Here is a 17,711-nt window from a genome sequence, read left to right as displayed (position 1 = left end):
CGTATCGCCGGTGCCGCGGATCCTGTGTCCGCGGCACCCTTGAGGTGGCGCACGAAACCGGCTCTTGATGCGCGCGACGCCGGCTGACCCGGTGCAGATGGGGCCGGCCATTTCCTCTCGATCGACACGCGCGACGCTTCGACCGTGCTCCCGCCCGCCCCCGTTGCGGGGGGAGGTGGTGGGCGAGCGCCCCAACCCATGATCCGCTCGATCCTGTCGGTCGGCGGCTGGACCCTGGTCTCCCGCGTCACCGGCTTCGCCCGCGACGTGGTCATGGCCGGCGTGATGGGCGCCGGGCCGCTGGCGGACGCCTTCGTGGTCGCCTTCCGGCTCCCGAACCATTTCCGCGCGATCTTCGGCGAGGGCGCGTTCAACACCGCCTTCGTGCCGGCCTATGCCGGGCTCGCGGAGGCCGGCGAGCCCGGGGCGGCGCACCGCTTCGCCGACCGCGTCTTCACCCTGATGCTGATCGTGCAGCTCGTGCTGCTCAATCTCGCCCTGCCGGCCATGCCCTGGGTGGTCCACGCCCTGGCGCCGGGCTTCGCGGAGGACGGCGAGCGCTTCCAGCTCGCCGTGGCGCTGACCCGCATCACCTTCCCGTACCTGCTGTTCATGACGCTGGTGACGCTGCTGTCGGGCATCCTGAACGCCCACCGGCACTTCGCCGTGGCGGCGGGCGCCCCGGTCCTGCTCAACCTCGCCATGCTGGCGGCCCTGGGGTTGAGCTTCCTGTTCCCGAACGCGGCCTACGCCGCCGCCTGGGGCGTCGCGGTCTCGGGCGTGCTCCAGTTCGGGCTGCTGTGGTGGGGCTGCCGCCGCGTCCGCGTGATGCCGGACCTCGCGGTGCCGCGCCTCGATCCCGCGCTCAAGCGCTTCTTCGTCGTGCTCGGGCCCGCGGTGATCGGCTCGGCCGGCTTCCAGATCGCGGCCTTCGCCGACACGATCATCGCGAGCTGGCTGCCCACCGGGGCGGTCTCGGCGCTCTACTACGCCGACCGGCTCTACCAGCTGCCCTTCGGCGTCATCGCCATCGCGGCCGGCACCGTGCTGCTGCCCGAGATGAGCCGCCGGATCGCGGCCGGCGACGTCGCCGGCGCCCACGCGGCACAGAACCGGGCCGCGGGCTTCTCCCTGGCCCTCTCGGCGCCGTTCACCGTGGCGTTCCTGACCATCCCGGGCCTGATCATGGCGGCGCTGTTCCAGCGCGGCGCCTTCAGCGCCGAGGACGCGGCGCGGGCGGCCTCGGTGCTGGCGGCCTACGGCCTCGCCCTGCCGGCCGTCGTGCTGGTGCGCAGCGCCGTGGCGAGCTTCTACGCCCGCCAGGACACCAGGACGCCGCTCTGGGCCTCCCTGACCGCGATCGGCGTCAACGTCGCCCTGAAGCTGTGGCTCACCGGCCCCTACGGCGTCACCGGCCTCGCGCTCGCCACCGCGGTCGCCCAGTGGGTGAACCTGCTGCTGCTGCTCGTCCTGGCCAAGCGCCGGGACTGGACGGCGCCGGGGCGCACGCTCGGCCTCACCGTCGCGGGGGTGGCGCTGGCCTGCCTCGGGCTGGCGGCGGTCGCCGTCTACGGCCAGGGGCTCGTCCAGGCGCTGGTGCCGGCCCTGCCGCACGGGCGTGACCTCGTCGTCCTGGCGGTGCTGGGGCTCGTCGGGGCCCTGGTCTACGGCGGCCTGCTGGCGGGCCTGCTGCACCTGTTCGGCCTGCGCCTGCGCCGGGCCTGAGTGACCCGGCCGGGCTCGCCGCCGCGCGGGTCCGGCCCCAGATCGGGCGAGAGCACCCAGTGAGGACCGCCATGACCGACGCACCGAATCCCCTCGCGGGCGTGAAGGCCGCGGTGTTCGACGCCTACGGCACGCTGTTCGACGTGAACGCCGCGGTCCAGCGCTACGCCGAGGCGGTGGGGCCGGACGCCGCCCACCTCTCCGAGGTCTGGCGCAACAAGCAGCTCGAGTACAGCTGGACCCTGTCGCTGATGGGCCAGTACGCCGCCTTCTGGGACCTCACCGTGCGGGCCCTCGACTACGCCCTGGCGGTCCACCCGAACGTCGATCCCGGCCTGCGCGAGCGGCTCCTCGACGCCTACCGGGACCTCGAGGCCTACCCGGAGGTCCCGGGCGTGCTGGCGGCCCTGCGCAAGCGCGGAATCCGCACCGCCGTCCTCACCAACGGCAACGCCGCCATGGTCGACCGGGCGGTCGCCTCGGCGGGGCTGGCCGACCACCTCGACGCGGTCCTCTCGGTGGACGACGCGCAGGTGTTCAAGACCCATCCCGACGCCTACCGGATCGCCCTGACCCGGCTGGCGGTGGGGCAGGGCGACGTGCTGTTCTGCTCGTCGAACCGCTGGGACGTGGCGGGGGCGGGGGCCTTCGGGTTCCGGACCGCCTGGGTCAACCGCAGGGGCCTGCCCGACGAGTACGCGGATCTGGCGCCCACGACGGTGGTGGGATCTCTCGACGGGCTGCTCTGAAGGGGGATCTGCGGCAGCCGCGTCCGGCGCGGGAAATGCCCATTCCGTCCTTGCGAGCGCAGCGAAGCAATCCAGGGACACGGCTGCATCCGGGCAAAGCGCGCTGCCCTGGGTTGCTTCGCTGCGCTCGCAAGGACGAAGCGGATATCGCGCCGCCACGGGCCTCCGCCGCGGCTTATCTGGTACACGATCGAATTGGCCCACTTCGCGGATTCTTAATCCTCCCGGTGTTGGATCATCCTCAACACGAACGGGAGATGTTTCGCGTGTCCTTGAACGGTTCCTTCACGACGATCCGCGCTGGGGCCGCAGCCCTCGCGGTCACCCTGGTGCTCGGGGCGGTCGCCCCGGCCACCGCCCGCGACCAGACCGGCGCCATCGTCGGCGGCCTCGCGGCCGGCGTCGTCGGCGGCATGGTCGGCAGCGCCCTCGTCAACGGCGCGAACCAGCCGCCCCCGCCGCCGCCGGAGTACCGCCCGCGCCGGGTCGTGGTCGAGGAGCCCGAGACCATCGTGGTGCGCGAGCGCCGCGGCCCGATCTGCCACTACGAGCGCCGCAAGGAGTGGCTCGGCGACGGCGAGTTCACCTACCGCCGCGTCGAGGTCTGCGAGTAAATCGCGTCCGCGGTTATCGGACCGGCGCCGCGTCCCCCGGGGGCGCGGCGCGTCTCATTTCACGACCAGCCAGTCCTCGACCACGAGGGCGTCGAGGCCGGTGGTATAGAACATCAGGATCGCGTCCTCCGCGCCGTGGAGGATCGGCTTGCCCATCACGTTGAAGCTCGTGTTGAGCAGGATCGGCACGCCGGTGATCGCCGCGAAGGCGCCGATCAGGGCCGCGTAGGCCGGGTTGCGCGCCGCCGTGACGCTCTGGAGCCGGCCGGTGCCGTCTTCGTGCACCACCGCCGGCACCCGGGCGCGGACCGCCTCGCGCCAGACCAGGGTACGCTCCATGTAGGGGCTGTCGGCGTAATCCTCGAACCAGTCCGGCCCGGCCTCCGCCAGGATCGACGGCGCGAACGGCCGGAACGCCTCCCGGTACTTCACCTTGGCGTTGAGCGCGTCCTTGGCGCCTTCCGGCCGCGGATCGGCCAGGATCGACCGGTTGCCGAGCGCCCGGGGCCCGAACTCCGCCCGGCCCTGCACACAGCCGACGAGGCCGCCCTCGGCCAGGATCCGCGCCGCCGCGCGGGTCGCCTCCGCGTGGCCGACGCGCCGGGCCCGGGGCTCCTGCTCGGCGAGCCGCTCCATCGGCGCCGTGGAGACCCGCGAGCCGAGATAGGGCGTGAGCGGCCGGGCGGCGGGCGGCGGACCGGCCCAGCCCGGATTGTCCTCCGCGTAGGCGAGCCACGCGGCGCCGACCGCGTTGCCGTCGTCCGCCGGGGCCGAGGGCACGTGCAGCCGGGTGAAGCCGGACCGGCCGAGCACCCGGCCGTTGTAGGAGGAGTTCAGCCCGCAGCCGCCCGCGATCACGAGGTTCTCTGACGGCGCCAGCGCGTGGGCCTCGGCCACCAGCGCGTCCATCAAAGTCGCGAACAGGTCCTGGCCGCAGCGGGCGAGGTCGGGCCAGCCGTTCTCCAGGGCATCGGCCGGGCGGCGGGCGCGGATCTCCGCGGCGACCGCCCGGATCGTCTCCGCGTCGGCGTAGCGCAGGCGGTGGCCCTCGACCGTGCAGAGCCGGCCGAGCAGGGCGGCGAGGTCCGGGTCGGGCCGGCCGTAGGGGGCGAGCCCCATGATCTTCCACTCCTCGCCCTTCACCTGATCGAAGCCGGCGAGGTCGGTGATCAGCCCGTACAGGAAGCCCAGCGAGCCGCGCCCGCGGTGGCGGCGCAGCTCCGTGATCCGGCCGCCCTCCAGGCGGTAGATCGCCGCCGCACCGGTCTCGCCCATGCCGTCGACCACCAGGGCGGTGGCCGTCTCGAAGGGGCTGCCCCAGAGGCCGTAGGCGGCGTGGCACAGGTGGTGCGGGTAGCGCCGCTGCCCGGCGATCGTCGCCCGGGGCGCCGCGCCGCTGATCCGCGCCTCCTGGTTCAGGGCCAGCAGGGTGCCGTGGCCGGCCCGCTCCTGCGCGCCGTGGAGGTCGGCGATGAACACCCGCTCGGCCTGCTCGGGCACGAAGGAGCGGTTGAGCGCCGTGGTGTGGGTGGCGAGCGCCATCAGGTCGAAGGCCCCGGCACCGGCCTGGCCGCGCAGGAAGTCGGTGAATTGCGGGCCCCAGGTCGAGGCGACGACGAGTTCCGAGCCCGGCGGGACGTGCGCCTTCAGCAGTGCGGCCATCTGCGACGGGGCGTCCGGCTCGCAGTTCGGCGCGCGCTTGTACTGCAGGGCGCGCTCCGCCGCCTCGGCGAAGAGCAGGGTGCCGTCGGGCCCGACCAGGGCGAGGGCCGGGTCGTGGAAGGTGGTGGCGAGGCCGAGATAGAAGCGCATGCCCACGGGGGGTAGCGCATTTTCGCGCCGGACGGAGCCCGGCACGTGCGCGAGGTGCCGTCCTTGCGCCGCCGTCATTGCGAGCGGAGCGAAGCAATGACGGCGGCGCCACGCTTCCCGATGTTCCGCTGCACTGGGTTGCTTCGCTGCGCTCGCAATGACGAAGCGCGCCGCCCGCTAGTGCGGGGCGACGCGGCGCTTCGCGACGAGGAGGATCGCCGCGCCGGCGAGTCCCGACAGGGCCGAGCCCGCGAGCACGCCGAGCTTCACGGCGGTCTCGTGCTCCGGGTCCGGGAAGGCGAGGCCGCCGATGAACAGGCTCATGGTGAAGCCGATGCCGCACAGGACCGCGACCCCGTAGACCTGCCCCCAGCCGGCCCCGGCCGGGCGCTTGGCCCATCCCAGCGCCACGGCCAGCCGCAGGCTCGCGAACACGCCGGCCTGCTTGCCGAGGAACAGGCCCGCCGCGATGCCGAGCGTCACCGGCTGGAGCAGGGCCTCGGGGGTGAGGCCGGAGAGGTCCACGCCGGCATTGGCGAAGCCGAAGACCGGGACCACCCCGTAGGTGATCCAGGGGGCGAGGGCGTGCTCCAGCCGGTGCAGGGGCGAGTGCGCGTCCTCCGGCCGGCCCGGGCTGACCCGGATCGGGATCGTGAGCGCGAGCAGCACCCCCGCGATCGTCGCGTGGATCCCGGAGCGCAGCACGAGGACCCACAGCACGAGGCCGAGGAGCCCGTAGGCCGGGAGCCACCCGATCCCCGCCCGGTTGAGGCCGTAGAGGGCGGCCAGCACCGCGGCGGCGAGCGCCAGCATGGTGAGGTCGAGGCCGGAGCTGTAGAACAGCGCGATCACCACCACGGCGCCGAGGTCGTCGACGATGGCGACCGCGCTGAGGAAGATCTTGAGGGAGACCGGCACCCGCGACCCGAGGAGCGCGAGGACGCCCAGCGCGAAGGCGATGTCGGTGGCGGCCGGGATCGCCCAGCCCCGCAGGGTGCCGGCCCCGAGATTGGTGAGCGCGTAGAATGCGGCCGGGACCGCCATGCCGCCGAGCGCGGCGATGCCCGGCAGGACCCGGTCGGGCCAGGTCCGCAGCCGCCCGTCGAGGGCCTCGCGCTTGATCTCCAGGCCGACCAGCAGGAAGAACCCGGCCATCAGGCCGTCGTTGATCCAGTGCTGCACGCTCATCGGGCCGAGTTCGGCGTGGAGGGCGTGCGCGTAGGTGTCCGCGAGCGGCCCGTTGGCGACGACCAGCGCCAGGGCCGCCGCCGCCATCAGGATCAGCCCGCCCGCCGCCTCGCCGGCGAGCAGCGTGCGGATGATCGAGAGGGGGCGGGGCCTCCGCCTCGGAGGGGCGCGGTCAGGTGCGGGCGAGGTCATCGCGACACGCCTTGCCGCGCATCGGAGACGCGCGCAACCGCGCGGCCGCGACCGTTACGACGTCCGCCCCAGGGCCGCGCGGATCAGCGCCAGCCCGTCCGCGCTCGACCACGCGGCCGGCCCCTTCATCACCCCGATCGTGCAGCCCTGCGCGTCGACCAGCATCGTGGTCGGCAGGCCGGGCGATTGCGTGTCGCGCTGGAGGATCGGCAGCACGCGGCCGCCGGGATCGGCGTAGAAGGCGAGGTCGTGGATGCCCGCCTGCTTCAGCCATTCCGACGGCTTCTCGAGGTTGCGCGTGTCGACGTTGATCGCGACGACCTGGAAGTCGGGCCCGCCGAGCTGCGCCTGGAGCCGGTCGAGGGCCGGCATCTCGGCCTTGCAGGGCGCGCACCACGTCGCCCAGAGATTCACGAGGAGCAGCCGGCCCCTGAGGTCGGCGAGGCCGGTCTCGGCGCCGTCCGGCCCCTTGAACCGGATGTCCGGCGCGGGCCGGGCCTGCGGCGGGGCCTGCATGGCGGCGACCTCGCCCTTCGCGGCCGCATCGACCCGGGCGAGCGCCGGCTTGGCGGCGGCGCAGGGCTGAAGGGCGCCGCCCGTGTTGCCGGGCAGGAGACCGCTCCCGTATAGGGCGAGGCCGAGGACGGCGAGCGCGGCGACGCCCGCGCCGGCCAGGATGGGCGTGCGGCCGGGCATCAGGCTCGGGCCTCGGGACGGTCAGGGCGCGGAAGGATCGACATGAGCAACCGGATGTGGGGCGGCCGCTTCGCGAGCGGCCCGGCGGAGATCATGGAGGAGATCAACGCCTCCATCGGGTTCGACAAGCGCCTCGCGCCCCAGGATATCCGCGGCTCGCTGGCGCATGTGGCGATGCTGGGCCAAGCCGGCATCCTGCCGGCGGAGGATGTGGCCGCGATCGAGGCCGGGCTCAAGTCCGTGCGCGACGAGATCGAGGGCGGCACCTTCGCGTTCAAGCGCGAGCTCGAGGACATCCACATGTCGGTGGAGAGCCGGTTGACCGAGATCGTCGGCCCGGCCGCCGGCCGCCTGCACACGGCGCGCTCGCGCAATGACCAGGTCGCCACCGACATGAAGCTCTGGGTGCGCGACACCCTCGATTCCCTCGACCAGCAGGCCGCCGACCTGCAGCGCGCCCTCAGCCAGGCGGCGCTGAAGCACGCCGGCACCGTGATGCCGGGCTTCACCCATCTCCAGTCGGCCCAGCCGGTGACCTTCGGCCATCACTGCCTCGCCTACGTCGAGATGCTGGCCCGCGACCGGGGCCGGTTCCGCGACGCCCGGGCGCGGCTCAACGAGTGCCCGCTGGGCGCCGCCGCGCTCGCCGGCACCTCCTTCCCGATCGACCGGCACGCCACCGCGGCGGCCCTCGGCTTCGACCGGCCGACCGCCAACTCCCTCGACTCGGTCGCCGACCGCGACTTCGCCCTGGAGGCGCTGGCGGCGGCCTCGATCTGCGCCGTGCACCTGTCGCGCTTCGCCGAGGAGCTGGTGGTCTGGACCTCGGCCCAGTTCAACTTCGTGCGGCTGTCGGACGGGTTCACGACCGGCTCGTCGATCATGCCGCAGAAGCGCAACCCCGACGCCGCCGAGCTGGTGCGCGCGAAGAGCGGCCGGATCATCGGCGCGCTGACCGGCCTGCTCATCGTCATGAAGGGCCTGCCGCTCGCCTACTCGAAGGACATGCAGGAGGACAAGGAGGGCACCTTCGACGCCCTCCAGGCCCTGTCCCTGTGCCTCGCCGCCATGACCGGCATGGTGAAGGACTTGGAGCCCAACGCCGAAGTGCTCGGCCGCGCCGCCGGCTCCGGCTACGCCACCGCCACCGACCTCGCCGACTGGCTGGTGCGCGAGCTCGGCCTGCCGTTCCGGCAGGCGCACCACGTCACCGGCCGCCTCGTCGGCGCGGCCTCCGCCAAGGGCGTCGGCCTCGAGGCGCTGTCGCTGCCCGAGATGCAGGAGGCGGAGCCGCGGATCACCGAGGCGGTCTACGCGGTGCTGGGCGTCGAGAACTCGGTGGCGAGCCGCACCAGCTACGGCGGCACCGCGCCCGACAACGTCCGGCGCCAGGCGCAGGCCTGGATCGAGCGGCTGGGCTGAGCCGCCGCGGCCGACGGCGACCGGCGCCGGCTGGCGCTTCGCGCCGCTAGCCCCCGAGGGTTGCCGGGGGGCTGCGGCCCGCCGCTCCGACCGTGGGGTGGCCCCGGTCGCCTCGGACCGGGGATCGGGCCCCGCTCATCCACAGGACCGCTCAAAATTGTGCATTGCAACCCTCGGCCCGCCCGCGCGTTCACCGTCTGGCTAAGTCCGCTCAGCTACAAGCTTCGCCGTCTGGATCGGAGTTCGCAGGATGCCTGTCGAGAGTTGGCTGAACACGGAGGAGGTGCCGGATTTCGCGGCGCACGCCACGGCGATGATCGACGCCGCCCTGACCGGTTCGGGCCTAACGCGCGAGTCCTACTGGGCCGCCGTCCGCAAGGGCTACAACACCCCCTACAACGATCCGCCCCGCCAGCGCGCCGCGCCGGCCCGGCCGAACGCGATCGCGGTGCCCGCCGGCCCGGCGGTCGAGCCGCTGCCGGTCCCGGCCGGCGTCATCGCGGCCCGGGCGACGGAAGCCCGCGCCGTCTGATTGTCGACGGATCCCGCCCCGCCATCTTGCCGACGTTTTACGCAAGCTTCACTAATCCCGAACCCCGGTCCGGCTCCTGACGGAGCCGCCCGTCGTCAGGAAGTGAAGATGGTCCGCGTCCCCCGCTCGCTCCCGGTCGGAGCTCTCGCCCTGCTCGCCTCCGGGCTGGTTACCGGCCTCGTCGGAGGTGTTCTCGGCGGGACCTGCCTGGTCGCGACGGCGGCCCACGCCCAGGACGCGGCGGCGGCCCCGGACGCCGGCGGTGGCGACGCGGCCCCGTCGCGGCGCGGGCGGCGGCACGGCCGCGAGCGGAGCAAGCGCGCCGAGAAGAAGACCGCGACCCCGCCGGGGATGCAGCAGGCCACCCCGGTGGCGATCTTCGGCGACTGGAACGTGTTCGTGAACGGCGACGGCCGCAACAAGCTCTGCTACGCGATCGCGCAGCCGCAGACGCGCTCGCCCAAGACCCTGAAGCGCGACACCGCCTACCTGTTCGTGAGCGTGCGCAAGGGCGAGAACATCCAGAACGAGGTGGCGGTGATGCTGGGCTTCCCGTCGAAGCCCGCGGCCTCCCAGGTCAAGCCCGGCTCCGCGGCCGCGCCGACCGACCCGAGCCTCAACCTCGGCGCCAGCCGCTACGGCCTCGTGGTCAAGGACGGCAATGCGTGGCTGCAGAACCCCGCCGAGGAGGCGCGGGTCGTCTCCGAGATGAGCGCCCGCAACCCGAAGATCATCATCAAGGCCACGTCGCTGCGCGGGAACCCGACGAGCGACGAGTACGCGCTCGGCGGATTCGCGGAGGCCATGAAGCGCACCCGGGACGAGTGCAGCAAGTAGCGGGCGGGTCAGGCCCGCCGCAGCGCGGGCCGGTGCGCCCGGTCGGGGGGCCGGGTCCGGGCGCTCATGCGCGCGCGGGCCGCGCGGGCGGCCTGCTCGGCCGTGCGGAACACGGCGCCGTCGAGCCCGTCGAAATCGCGCGCGGACGAGAAGAACCGGACGCCGCGCCCCTCGGGAACGGCGATCCCGGCGGTGACCTCACCGATCTCGATCACCCGGGCGGGTTCGCTCGGGCCGAGGGCCGGGTCCGCGAGGTCGGGACGGTCTTCGGGTTTGTACTCTGCGAGGCTGTGCATCGGATCGGGAACTCCCTGGGCCGGCCGGTCGCCGTGCCGGATCGCGTTGGCTGCTGCGGAGGATCGACGGGGCTCAGCGTCGACAGCGCCGGCGGGCGGCGGGGCAGCAGGGGGCGATCGGGAGCGGGTATCGTAGGGACGATGTGCGAGTGACCATCGGACGTCCTCCAGACTGAAGGACCGCGCGGCGCGGGGCCGGCGCAGTGCTTTAGCGTTTGATCACGCGGCGCAAGCTACGCTTCTCAAAGGACCGCGGCCGGTCCTGTCGCGCACCCGAAGTGCGCGGCCGGGCCGGCATCCCTGAAGATGGGCGCGGCACGGCGCACCGTCAACGGAACGGACTTCCGATTTCGAGGGCCGGCCTGGCAGGAAGCCGGTCCCGGGCGCGCGTCCGGGAGGCGGATCGTTCAGGCCGCGGCGATCACCGCGGCGAGGTCGGAGAAGTCCGAGAAGATCCGGGCCGCGCCGGCCTCCGCGAGCCCGGCGCCCGCCGGGTCGTGACCCCAGTGGCCGCCGCCGGTGAAGCCCGCGACCCGCATGCCGGCGCTCCGGGCCGCCGTGACCCCGGGAACGCTGTCCTCGATCACGAGGCAGGCCGCCGGAGCGACGCCCATCCGCTCGGCGGCGAACAGGAACAGGTCGGGGAAGGGCTTGCCCCGCGCCACCTGCGCCGAGGAGAAGACGCGGTCGCCGAACAGGGGGAGCAGCCCGGTCAGCGTCAGGGAGTGGCGCAGCCGCACCGGGTCGCTGCTCGACGCGACGCAGACCGGCAGGCCCACGGCGGCGACCGCCTCGGCGACGCCGCGCATCGCCCGCAGCTCCGCGTCGAACAGCGCCAGGGTCTCGGCCTTCACCGCCTCGACGAACCCGTCGGGCGCGGTGACGCCGTAGTCGCGGGCGATATGCGCCATGATCGAGGGCATCGCGGTGCCGGTGAAGCGCGCCCGCACGGTGGCGAAGTCGATGTCCACGCCGATCCGGTTGAGCCCGGCCGTCAGGCAGGCGAGGCTCAGGGGCTCGCTGTCCACGAGGACGCCGTCGCAATCGAAGATCACGAGGCCGAGATTCGTCGCGCGCGCGTCCAAGGTCGACCGTTCCCCGCACGGCCCGCCGCCGCCGGGCGACCCTGTGGCACGGGCCCGAGGGCCCCGCAACCGCGCGGATCGACGCTCGCCCCGGGCACTGACCGGGTGCTTGCACCTTGCGGCGCGGCCCCATACTCCCGGGGCGGGCGCGCCGATCCGGCACCCACGGCCCGTAAGGCAAGGCTCAGAAGGCCCCGCGATGTTCCGCTTCCTGGCCCGCGTCCTGGGCTTCCTGCTGATGGCCGGCGGCTTCGTCGCGCTGGTCTACGACGGCGCCCGCTCCATCGCCAACAACGGGCTGCGGGTGACGCCGCTCTCCGACGTGATCGCCACCCTGTTCAAGGACAAGGCCAGCGCCCTGCAGGGCAGCGTGGAGGGGGCGGCGCCCTGGCTCTGGCACATCCTGGGCCTGCCGCTCACCCTGGCGCCGGCCTCCCTGATCGGCCTCGGCCTCGGCGCGGTCCTGCTCTGGCTCGGCCAGCCGGGCCGCGAGCCGATCGGGTTCCTGACGAAGCCCTGATCCGACGAAGCCCTGATCCTCCGGGCGGCCTAGCGGGCCGCGAGCTTGGCCTCGGCCTCGGCCAGGGCGGCCTTCAGCCGCTCGATCTCGGCGGTCAGCGCGTAGTGCTCGCTGACGTCGAGCTGCGAGGCGAAGAAGTAGACCACCCGTCCCGCCTCGTCCCGCACCGGGCCGACGTAGAGGGCGTTCTGGAAGGTCGAGCCGTCCCTGCGGTAGTTAAGGAGGTCGACCCGGATATCCTCCTCCCGCCGGACGGCCGCGCGGAGGCGGTCGACGGCCGCCGCCTCGGTGTCGGGCCCCTGCAGGAAGCGGCAATTGCGGCCGACCACCTCCATCCGGGTGTAGCCGGTGAGTTTCAGGAAGGCGTCGTTCACGAAGACGATCGGGTTATCGTGCTGGGCCGGATCGGTGATGATCATCGGCATCCGGGTCGCCCGCACGGCGGCCGCGAAGGGATCGCCCCGGTGCGCCTCCGCCTTGAGGTCGTCCGGCACGTGGCTCGTGGCGGTCCCGCCCGTCTCCATCCGGATCAGCCCCTCACAGCGCCGCGCAGGGCGGCCGTCCGACCCGCGTCGTCGGGGCACCAAGCCGGAATTTGCCCGCGCGGTCCAGTCTCTCGCGGCGCGGTTCGCGGAGGGCGGGCGCCGAACGTCGTCCGGCGGTCCCCGCCTTCCCGTGTCGGGCGGCGCCCAAGACCGGGAGGCGGGCCGCTGGCGCACCGCTTCGCGGGGGCATGCCACCAGCAGGCCCCGGCCAAGAAGCTGGCCAAGAACCGGGCCAAGAACCGGGCCAAGAACTCGGCCGGCTGTTGCGGCCCGGCGGGAACCGGCGGCGGCGCCCGAGCCTCACGGGCTCCGGCTGTCGGGCCGCGTCTGCGGGCCCGGCACCGGGGCGCCGGCGGCGCCCCGCAGGGGCGGCGTGCTGTTCGGGCTGCGCAGCACGATCAGGACGCTGCCGAGGACCGAGAGGGCGAGGGCGGTCACGAGGAGGATGAAGAGCCAGCGGGGCATCCGGGGCGGTTAGCACATCGGAGCCGGCGCGCCGAGCGGCCCGGCCAGTGACGGGCCGAACCAGCGGCCCACCGCCTCCCGCAGGCCGTCGAGGGCCGTTGCCGCGCCCGTCCAGGCGACGCAGCCGTCGGGGCGGACCAGCGTCGAGGGCCCGTCCGGGACCGCCACGCAGCTCACCCGGCCCGTCGCCGCGGCGACCATCCGGGAGGCCGCGCCGTCGGCGCTGCCGTCGACGAGGAGGCCCCGGCCGTCCTGCATCGCGCCGTAGAGCGTCGCGCCACCGGCGCCGAGCGGCCCGTCGCCGGCCATCCGGCCGACCGCGTCCTCGGGCGAGCCGAGATCGTACCGGGCGCTCAGGCCGCGCATCAGGCCGCCGAGGATCCGGCTGACCTCGTCGCTCTCCAGGAGCCGCGCCATCAGGTCGCGCAGCGCGCCCGATTGCGGATCGGGCCGCAGGATCGCCGCCTGGGCGCGGGTGTTGGCCGTGACGGCCTCGGCCACCGGGCGCCGCTCGGCCGTGTAGGTATCGAGCAGGGTCTCGGGCATCTCCCCGCGCAGCACGGCGGCGAGCTTCCAGCCGAGATTGGCGGCGTCGCCCAGGCCGAGGCTCAGGCCCTGGCCGTCGAAGGGCGCGTGGACATGCGCCGCGTCGCCGGCGAGCAGCACGCGGCCCCGGCGGTAGGTGTCGACGAGGCGCGTGTTGTCGGCCCACCGGTTCGCGACCGCGACCCGGGCGACGCGGACGTCCGTGCCGCTGACCCGGCGCAGCGCGGTCTCGATCTCGTCGCGCGTGACGGGCGCCTGCCGGTCGGCCGGCGGGCCGCTGAAATCCAGCATGAACAGGCGGCGCGGGAACGGCCCGTGGCCGTAGACGCCCCCCGGCCCGCGGTGCCAGCCGACCGGCAGCGCGCCGGCGGGATCGTCGAGATCGGCGATCGCCTGGTACATGGTGAGCGTCGGCGGCGTGCCGGGGAAGGCGAAGCCGGCCATCTTGCGGACCGCGCTGCGGCCGCCGTCGCAGCCGACGAGATAGGCGCAGCGGACGCGCGCGTCGCCCGTCGGCGCGGTCCAGGCCACCTCGACCCTGTCGGCCGCCTCCGTGAAGCCCGTGAGCGTGCAACCGCGGCGCAGGTCGATCCCGAGCGCCGCGGCGCGGTCGAGCAGCATGGCTTCGAGGCTCTGCTGATCGACCGCGCGCATGCGCCGGTCCGGCTCCGCCTGCGGGCCGCGGCGGATGAACAGGAAGCCGAAATGGCCGCTGAACTGCGCCCCGCGCGGGCCGCCGCCGACCTGACCCGGCAGGCGGTCCATCGCCGCGAGGCTCCGCGCCTCGGCGGCCTCGATCGCCGCGCCCATCCCCCGCCGCTGCAGCGCCTCGACGCCCAGGGGGCCGAGCCCCAGCGCCTTGATGGTGGTGCTCGGCTCGGTGAGGCGCTCCAGCACCCGGACGCGCGCGCCCCCGAGGGTCAGCTCGATGGCTGTGAGGAGCCCGACCGGACCGGCTCCAACCACGACGACGTCGACAGGCTCATCCATGGACTTAATCGATTTCTATACTCAGTCCATGAATGGATGTGGTATGAGGCGGCGCATGTCAACGCCTCCCGACCGCCGGTCCCGCAAGCGCCTCGCCACCCGGCAGGCCATCTCCGACGCCGCCACGCGGCTGTTCCTGGAGCGCGGCTTCGACGCCGTGACGGTGGATGAGATCGCGGCGGCTGCCGATGTCGGCCGGATGACCGTGTTCAACCATTTCCCCCCGCAAGGAGGACATGTTCTACGACCGCGACGAGGAGGGGCGCGCACTCCTGCGCGAGACCCTGCGGCAGCGCGATCCCCGGGTCGCGCCGGTCGAGACGCTCCGCCAGCTGGCGCACCGGCTGGTGACGGGCCGGAACCCGGTCGTGGAATTCTCGGCGCGCAGCGGCGCCTTCGTCGCGACGGCGGCCGGGAGCGAGACGCTCAAGGCCCGGGCCCGGGCGATCCGGGACGAACTCGCGGGCGTGGTGCGGGTCGCGCTCGCCGAATCCGTCGGGCGCGGGCCGGAGGATCCCGACGCCGACCTGGCGGCCGGCCTGTTGCTGGCGACCTGGAGCGTGGCCTTCCTCCGGGCGCACCGGACCTTCCGGGCGACGCGGCGGACGGAGGCGGCGAATGCCGCCTTCCTGGCGGTCATCGACCGGGGGACGGCCGGCCTCGCGGCGGCGCTGGCCGGCACGCCCTACGCGGAGGCGGCCGCGCCCTGAGCGGCGACCATCCCCGGGGGCCCGGCCTACGGCGCCTTCAGCACCGCCCGGCAGGCGGCGGGCAGCGCCGCCATGGTCATGGCGGGCTTGGCCTTCGGCGGCGTCTTCGGGGGCTTCGGGTGGAGCACCGCGTCCGAGAACCAGTAGCTGAGGTCGTCGCAGCCGTCGCCCGGCGGCGGCGCGCCCTGGGGCTGGCAATCCTCCTGGCCGGCCGGGCAGGAAAGCCGGATATGGTAGTGGTAATTGTGCCCGTACATCGGGCGGACCTTGGACATCCAGCGGCTGCCCGCGGCGTCGCGGCAGAGGGCCTTCTTGATCGCCGCGTTGACGAAGATGCGCTCCACCTCCGGCTGCTCGGCGGTGATCTTGATCAGCTGCAGGTGCGTGGGCGTCCAGACCTGGGGATCGATGTCGAGGCGGTCGCGGCGGACCATGTCGGTGGCCGAGGTCTCCTCGCGCTCCGCCCGGCTCATGCGGTGGTCGGGCATCGGCGTCAGCCAGACGTCGGCGTCGATGCCGATCTGGTGCGAGGCGTGGCCGGTGATCATCGGGCCGCCGCGGGGCTGGGCCATGTCGCCCACGAGGAGGCCGGGCCAGCCGACCCGGGCGGCCTTCTGCGACAGCCGCTCGATGAAGTCGACGAGGTAGGGCGTGCCCCACATCCGGTTGCGGGACGGGCGCATGACCTGCCAGTTCGGCCCGTCGAGCGGCAGCGCCTCGCCGCCGGCGAAGCAGCCCTTGGCGTAGAAGCCGTAGATGTGGGCCGGACCGGAGGACGCCTTGGTGACCCGCCCGAACAGCGCCTTGGCGGGCGTCGAGGGCGCGTCCGGATGCTCCAGGGGCGGCAGCGGCTTCGGATTGACGCTGCCGCGATCCTGGGCCTGCGCGGCGGCGGGCAGGAGCAGGGCGGCGAGCGCGAGGCTCTGGGCGAAACGCGGCATCGGCATGCGGGGGCTGTTCGTCCGGCTGGAGAGGGCGGGCGCGGGCGCCCGCCGGAACGTGGCCCAGGGGCGGGGCGTTTTTCGGGCAGACGGCGCGCGTCGCGCGGAAACGGTCGGGAGGCGGCGATGACGGCCACGGGAACGGGAACGGACACCGGTCAGCCCGGCACGGCGAACCCGGCCGGCCGGGAGCCCCGCCGCCTGATCGCCAGCGATCGGGTCATCGGGACGGATGTCCGCCGGCCCGACGGGACACGGGTCGGACGGATCGAGCGGCTGATGCTCGACAAGGTCTCGGGTCGGGTCGCCTACGCGGTGATGAGCTTCGGCGGGTTCCTGGGCCTCGGCGAGGACTTCTACACGCTGCCCTGGTCGGTGCTGCGGTTCGAGCCGCAGCAGGACGCCTACGTGGTCGACATCACCGAGGCGCAGCTGCGCGCCGCCCCGGCCCGCACCCCCGAGGGCACCGATCCGGCCGCGGACGGCGCCTGGGAGGAGCAGATCCACCGCTACTACGACGCGGCGCCCTACTGGGGCATCTAGGCGGCGCCGGGACCGTCTGCGGGTCTCAGCGGACGTGGCGGGTCACCGGCCCGCACCAGCCGGGCAGGTAGTCGGCGTCCTTGGACTTGGCCAGCGACATCGCCCGCTCCAGGGCCGAGGAGAAGTCGTTCTCGATCCGCTTCTCCTTGATGTTCCGCCGCAGGAAGTCGGCCCAGAGAAACTCGCTGAACGGCGTCGTGTCCTTCGCGAAGCCGCCGGCCCGGCGCAACTCGCCGGCGAGGCTGCGATAGGGGTCGTCCACCAGGGCGTCGACGGATTTCGGGATGTCGTCGAAGTGCTGGCGCACGCCGTCGGCGTCGTAGGGGTGGGTCCAGGATTTGTGGTCGCAGACCGTCCAGAACGCGTCTTTGTCGAGGTAGTGCAGGTCGGCCACCACGGTGACGAGCACGTTCTCGACGCCCTCCTCGTGCAGGGCGCGGGACAGGTGGTGGTGATCGATGATGTAGTGGCGCTTCTTCGGCCCGAGCAGCGTCGGGATCATGTGGGCGCCGAGGAATTCCTTCTTCTTCTCGCCGTCGTACTCCCGCCAGCGCCGCCGCTTCTCCGCCACTTCCCGGTAGCCCACGGTCATCTGCGTCGGGCGCAGCTCCGCGATCGGGATGGTCTTGAGCAGCGGCTCTCTACTGGCCATGGGGTCTCCTTCGTGCGTGGATTTGTCACGCGATCGTCAGACACCTATTCAGGATCGGGAGAGCGGCCAGGGCGCGCGGCGCTCACGTTTCCGGCATCGCGCGGACGGCCTCCAGCACGAACACGCGGATCGCCGAGGACAGGTTCTGGCCGTCGCGGCCGGCGTCGATGTGCCCGATGAGGGCCTGGACCGACTGGCCCCGCGCCTCCGCGATCGCCCGCAGGGCCGCCCAGAACGGGTCCTCCAGGGACACGCTGGTCCGGTGGCCGGCGATCATCACGGAGCGCTTGGTGATGCCCGGGCTCATGGCGAGGCGGCTGCGCGTCCCGTCCTCGCGAGCGGAGCGAAGCGATCCAGGGCAGCGCGACCCTGGTCGGCGTGGCGCGACTGGATCGCTTCGCTCCGCTCGCGAGGACGGTGGGGCTGCTGCATCCGGATCTGCTCTCAGTCCGCCGGATCGGGCTCGCCCCGCTCCAGGCGGTGGCCCTCGTGCCGCTCGGTCTCCAGGGCCTTGCGGCGCTGCTGGAGGGTCCTGGCCTTCTTCGGCTGCCCGAAGGCGATCCGGTTGGCCTCGGCCTTCGTGTCGGCCTCGGCGCGGGCCTTCGCCTTGCGGACCTGACGCAGGTTGATGATCTCGGCCATGGATCGCCT

General features: G+C 73.6%; 20 protein-coding genes and 2 pseudogenes. 10 read left to right on the top strand and 12 right to left on the bottom strand.

From position 1 onward, the window contains the following. Positions 1-198: 198 nt before the first annotated feature. From murJ to C4T42_RS23355, 3 genes are all read left to right on the top strand, one after another. Positions 199-1,725: a murein biosynthesis integral membrane protein MurJ gene (gene murJ, locus C4T42_RS23365; RefSeq protein WP_103985945.1), complete on the top strand. Its 1,527-nt coding sequence runs from the start codon at positions 199-201 to the stop codon at positions 1,723-1,725. A 71-nt stretch (positions 1,726-1,796) separates the two neighbouring features. Then, positions 1,797-2,474, top strand: a complete 678-nt coding sequence (locus tag C4T42_RS23360; protein ID WP_020091318.1) for a haloacid dehalogenase type II — start codon at positions 1,797-1,799, stop codon at positions 2,472-2,474. A 266-nt stretch (positions 2,475-2,740) separates the two neighbouring features. Continuing rightward, entirely contained in the window at positions 2,741-3,088 is a 348-nt protein-coding gene (locus C4T42_RS23355; protein WP_091676443.1) for a hypothetical protein, read from the top strand. Between the two features lie 54 nt (positions 3,089-3,142). Here C4T42_RS23355 and C4T42_RS23350 read toward each other — a convergent pair whose 3' ends face one another. From C4T42_RS23350 to C4T42_RS23340, 3 genes are all read right to left on the bottom strand, one after another. Then, positions 3,143-4,900, bottom strand: a complete 1,758-nt coding sequence (locus tag C4T42_RS23350) for a carbamoyltransferase C-terminal domain-containing protein (protein ID WP_103985944.1) — start codon at positions 4,898-4,900, stop codon at positions 3,143-3,145. Positions 4,901-5,077: 177 nt separating this feature from the next. Next, on the bottom strand, positions 5,078-6,280 hold the full coding sequence (nhaA, locus tag C4T42_RS23345) for a Na+/H+ antiporter NhaA (RefSeq protein WP_020091315.1): 1,203 nt from the start codon (positions 6,278-6,280) through the stop codon (positions 5,078-5,080). Between the two features lie 54 nt (positions 6,281-6,334). Continuing rightward, the gene (locus C4T42_RS23340; RefSeq protein WP_020091314.1) at positions 6,335-6,976 is read right to left on the bottom strand and encodes a TlpA disulfide reductase family protein; all 642 of its coding nucleotides are present in this window, start codon (positions 6,974-6,976) and stop codon (positions 6,335-6,337) included. Between the two features lie 42 nt (positions 6,977-7,018). On the opposite strand from C4T42_RS23340, the gene argH reads away from it, so the two are divergent. From argH to C4T42_RS23325, 3 genes are all read left to right on the top strand, one after another. Beyond that, positions 7,019-8,398 carry an argininosuccinate lyase gene (gene argH / locus C4T42_RS23335; protein ID WP_020091313.1) on the top strand — a complete coding sequence of 460 codons (1,380 nt, stop codon included), beginning with the start codon at positions 7,019-7,021 and terminating at the stop codon, positions 8,396-8,398. 250 nt (positions 8,399-8,648) lie between these two features. Further along, the gene (locus C4T42_RS23330) at positions 8,649-8,930 is read left to right on the top strand and encodes a hypothetical protein (protein ID WP_020091312.1); all 282 of its coding nucleotides are present in this window, start codon (positions 8,649-8,651) and stop codon (positions 8,928-8,930) included. Between the two features lie 108 nt (positions 8,931-9,038). Then, positions 9,039-9,767, top strand: coding sequence for a hypothetical protein (locus tag C4T42_RS23325; RefSeq protein ID WP_020091311.1), 729 nt, complete (start codon positions 9,039-9,041; stop codon positions 9,765-9,767). A gap of 8 nt (positions 9,768-9,775) precedes the next feature. Here the strand turns inward: C4T42_RS23325 and C4T42_RS23320 are convergent, their stop codons facing one another. Beyond that, positions 9,776-10,063, bottom strand: coding sequence for a hypothetical protein (locus C4T42_RS23320; protein ID WP_091675555.1), 288 nt, complete (start codon positions 10,061-10,063; stop codon positions 9,776-9,778). A 407-nt stretch (positions 10,064-10,470) separates the two neighbouring features. Next, a complete protein-coding gene (locus C4T42_RS23315) occupies positions 10,471-11,148 on the bottom strand; it encodes an HAD family hydrolase (protein WP_020091309.1) in 678 nt (225 codons plus the stop codon). A gap of 199 nt (positions 11,149-11,347) precedes the next feature. Here C4T42_RS23315 and C4T42_RS23310 point away from each other — a divergent pair, with 199 nt between their 5' ends. After that, positions 11,348-11,668 (top strand): hypothetical protein, encoded by a 321-nt coding sequence (locus C4T42_RS23310; RefSeq protein WP_020091308.1) that lies wholly within the window; start codon positions 11,348-11,350, stop codon positions 11,666-11,668. Between the two features lie 41 nt (positions 11,669-11,709). Here the strand turns inward: C4T42_RS23310 and C4T42_RS23305 are convergent. The 3 genes and pseudogenes from C4T42_RS23305 to C4T42_RS23300 all read right to left on the bottom strand — a co-directional run. Continuing rightward, positions 11,710-12,192 (bottom strand): annotated as a pseudogene (locus tag C4T42_RS23305) (PAS domain-containing protein); the annotation flags it as partial. A 321-nt stretch (positions 12,193-12,513) separates the two neighbouring features. Further along, entirely contained in the window at positions 12,514-12,678 is a 165-nt protein-coding gene (locus C4T42_RS32055; protein ID WP_020091306.1) for a hypothetical protein, read from the bottom strand. A gap of 9 nt (positions 12,679-12,687) precedes the next feature. Then, positions 12,688-14,214 (bottom strand): FAD-dependent monooxygenase, encoded by a 1,527-nt coding sequence (locus C4T42_RS23300; protein ID WP_103985943.1) that lies wholly within the window; start codon positions 14,212-14,214, stop codon positions 12,688-12,690. Here C4T42_RS23300 and C4T42_RS32885 point away from each other — a divergent pair. Further along, positions 14,153-14,383, top strand: a pseudogene (locus C4T42_RS32885) (hypothetical protein); the annotation flags it as partial. The gene C4T42_RS23300 and the pseudogene C4T42_RS32885 overlap by 62 nt on opposite strands. Before the next feature lie 67 nt (positions 14,384-14,450). Further along, complete coding sequence (locus tag C4T42_RS23295; RefSeq protein ID WP_348529874.1) at positions 14,451-14,924, top strand: TetR family transcriptional regulator; 474 nt, start codon at positions 14,451-14,453, stop codon at positions 14,922-14,924. A gap of 26 nt (positions 14,925-14,950) precedes the next feature. On the opposite strand, the gene mepA is transcribed toward C4T42_RS23295, so the two are convergent. Beyond that, entirely contained in the window at positions 14,951-15,871 is a 921-nt protein-coding gene (gene mepA, locus C4T42_RS23290; RefSeq protein ID WP_020091303.1) for a penicillin-insensitive murein endopeptidase, read from the bottom strand. 120 nt (positions 15,872-15,991) lie between these two features. Here mepA and C4T42_RS23285 point away from each other — a divergent pair, with 120 nt between their 5' ends. After that, positions 15,992-16,408, top strand: coding sequence for a PRC-barrel domain-containing protein (locus C4T42_RS23285; protein WP_020091302.1), 417 nt, complete (start codon positions 15,992-15,994; stop codon positions 16,406-16,408). Between the two features lie 25 nt (positions 16,409-16,433). On the opposite strand, the gene C4T42_RS23280 is transcribed toward C4T42_RS23285, so the two are convergent. The 3 genes from C4T42_RS23280 to C4T42_RS23270 form a co-directional block, all read right to left on the bottom strand. Further along, entirely contained in the window at positions 16,434-17,060 is a 627-nt protein-coding gene (locus C4T42_RS23280) for a ParB-like protein (RefSeq protein WP_020091301.1), read from the bottom strand. Positions 17,061-17,142: 82 nt separating this feature from the next. Continuing rightward, positions 17,143-17,367, bottom strand: coding sequence for a ribbon-helix-helix domain-containing protein (locus C4T42_RS23275; protein WP_020091300.1), 225 nt, complete (start codon positions 17,365-17,367; stop codon positions 17,143-17,145). Between the two features lie 137 nt (positions 17,368-17,504). Further along, on the bottom strand, positions 17,505-17,702 hold the full coding sequence (locus tag C4T42_RS23270) for a DUF4169 family protein (RefSeq protein WP_042672647.1): 198 nt from the start codon (positions 17,700-17,702) through the stop codon (positions 17,505-17,507). Positions 17,703-17,711 lie beyond the last annotated feature (9 nt).

Origin of the sequence: Methylobacterium sp. 190mf (assembly GCF_900107945.1) — a bacterium.
GTDB lineage: Bacteria > Pseudomonadota > Alphaproteobacteria > Rhizobiales > Beijerinckiaceae > Methylobacterium.
This window is presented reverse-complemented; position numbering and strand designations above follow the sequence as displayed.

Bases quoted from the DNA above. Each gene is read 5' to 3' on its own strand.
- murJ (WP_103985945.1), top strand. From the start codon at position 199: ATGATCCGCTCGATCCTGTCGGTCGGCGGCTGGACCCTGGTCTCCCGC.
- C4T42_RS23360 (WP_020091318.1), top strand. From the start codon at position 1,797: ATGACCGACGCACCGAATCCCCTCGCGGGCGTGAAGGCCGCGGTGTTC.
- C4T42_RS23350 (WP_103985944.1), bottom strand. From the start codon at position 4,900: ATGCGCTTCTATCTCGGCCTCGCCACCACCTTCCACGACCCGGCCCTC.
- nhaA (WP_020091315.1), bottom strand. From the start codon at position 6,280: ATGACCTCGCCCGCACCTGACCGCGCCCCTCCGAGGCGGAGGCCCCGC.
- C4T42_RS23340 (WP_020091314.1), bottom strand. From the start codon at position 6,976: ATGCCCGGCCGCACGCCCATCCTGGCCGGCGCGGGCGTCGCCGCGCTC.
- argH (WP_020091313.1), top strand. From the start codon at position 7,019: ATGAGCAACCGGATGTGGGGCGGCCGCTTCGCGAGCGGCCCGGCGGAG.
- C4T42_RS23330 (WP_020091312.1), top strand. From the start codon at position 8,649: ATGCCTGTCGAGAGTTGGCTGAACACGGAGGAGGTGCCGGATTTCGCG.
- C4T42_RS23325 (WP_020091311.1), top strand. From the start codon at position 9,039: ATGGTCCGCGTCCCCCGCTCGCTCCCGGTCGGAGCTCTCGCCCTGCTC.
- C4T42_RS23320 (WP_091675555.1), bottom strand. From the start codon at position 10,063: ATGCACAGCCTCGCAGAGTACAAACCCGAAGACCGTCCCGACCTCGCG.
- C4T42_RS23310 (WP_020091308.1), top strand. From the start codon at position 11,348: ATGTTCCGCTTCCTGGCCCGCGTCCTGGGCTTCCTGCTGATGGCCGGC.
- C4T42_RS32055 (WP_020091306.1), bottom strand. From the start codon at position 12,678: ATGCCCCGCTGGCTCTTCATCCTCCTCGTGACCGCCCTCGCCCTCTCG.
- C4T42_RS23300 (WP_103985943.1), bottom strand. From the start codon at position 14,214: ATGGATGAGCCTGTCGACGTCGTCGTGGTTGGAGCCGGTCCGGTCGGG.
- C4T42_RS23295 (WP_348529874.1), top strand. From the start codon at position 14,451: ATGTTCTACGACCGCGACGAGGAGGGGCGCGCACTCCTGCGCGAGACC.
- mepA (WP_020091303.1), bottom strand. From the start codon at position 15,871: ATGCCGATGCCGCGTTTCGCCCAGAGCCTCGCGCTCGCCGCCCTGCTC.
- C4T42_RS23285 (WP_020091302.1), top strand. From the start codon at position 15,992: ATGACGGCCACGGGAACGGGAACGGACACCGGTCAGCCCGGCACGGCG.
- C4T42_RS23280 (WP_020091301.1), bottom strand. From the start codon at position 17,060: ATGGCCAGTAGAGAGCCGCTGCTCAAGACCATCCCGATCGCGGAGCTG.
- C4T42_RS23275 (WP_020091300.1), bottom strand. From the start codon at position 17,367: ATGAGCCCGGGCATCACCAAGCGCTCCGTGATGATCGCCGGCCACCGG.
- C4T42_RS23270 (WP_042672647.1), bottom strand. From the start codon at position 17,702: ATGGCCGAGATCATCAACCTGCGTCAGGTCCGCAAGGCGAAGGCCCGC.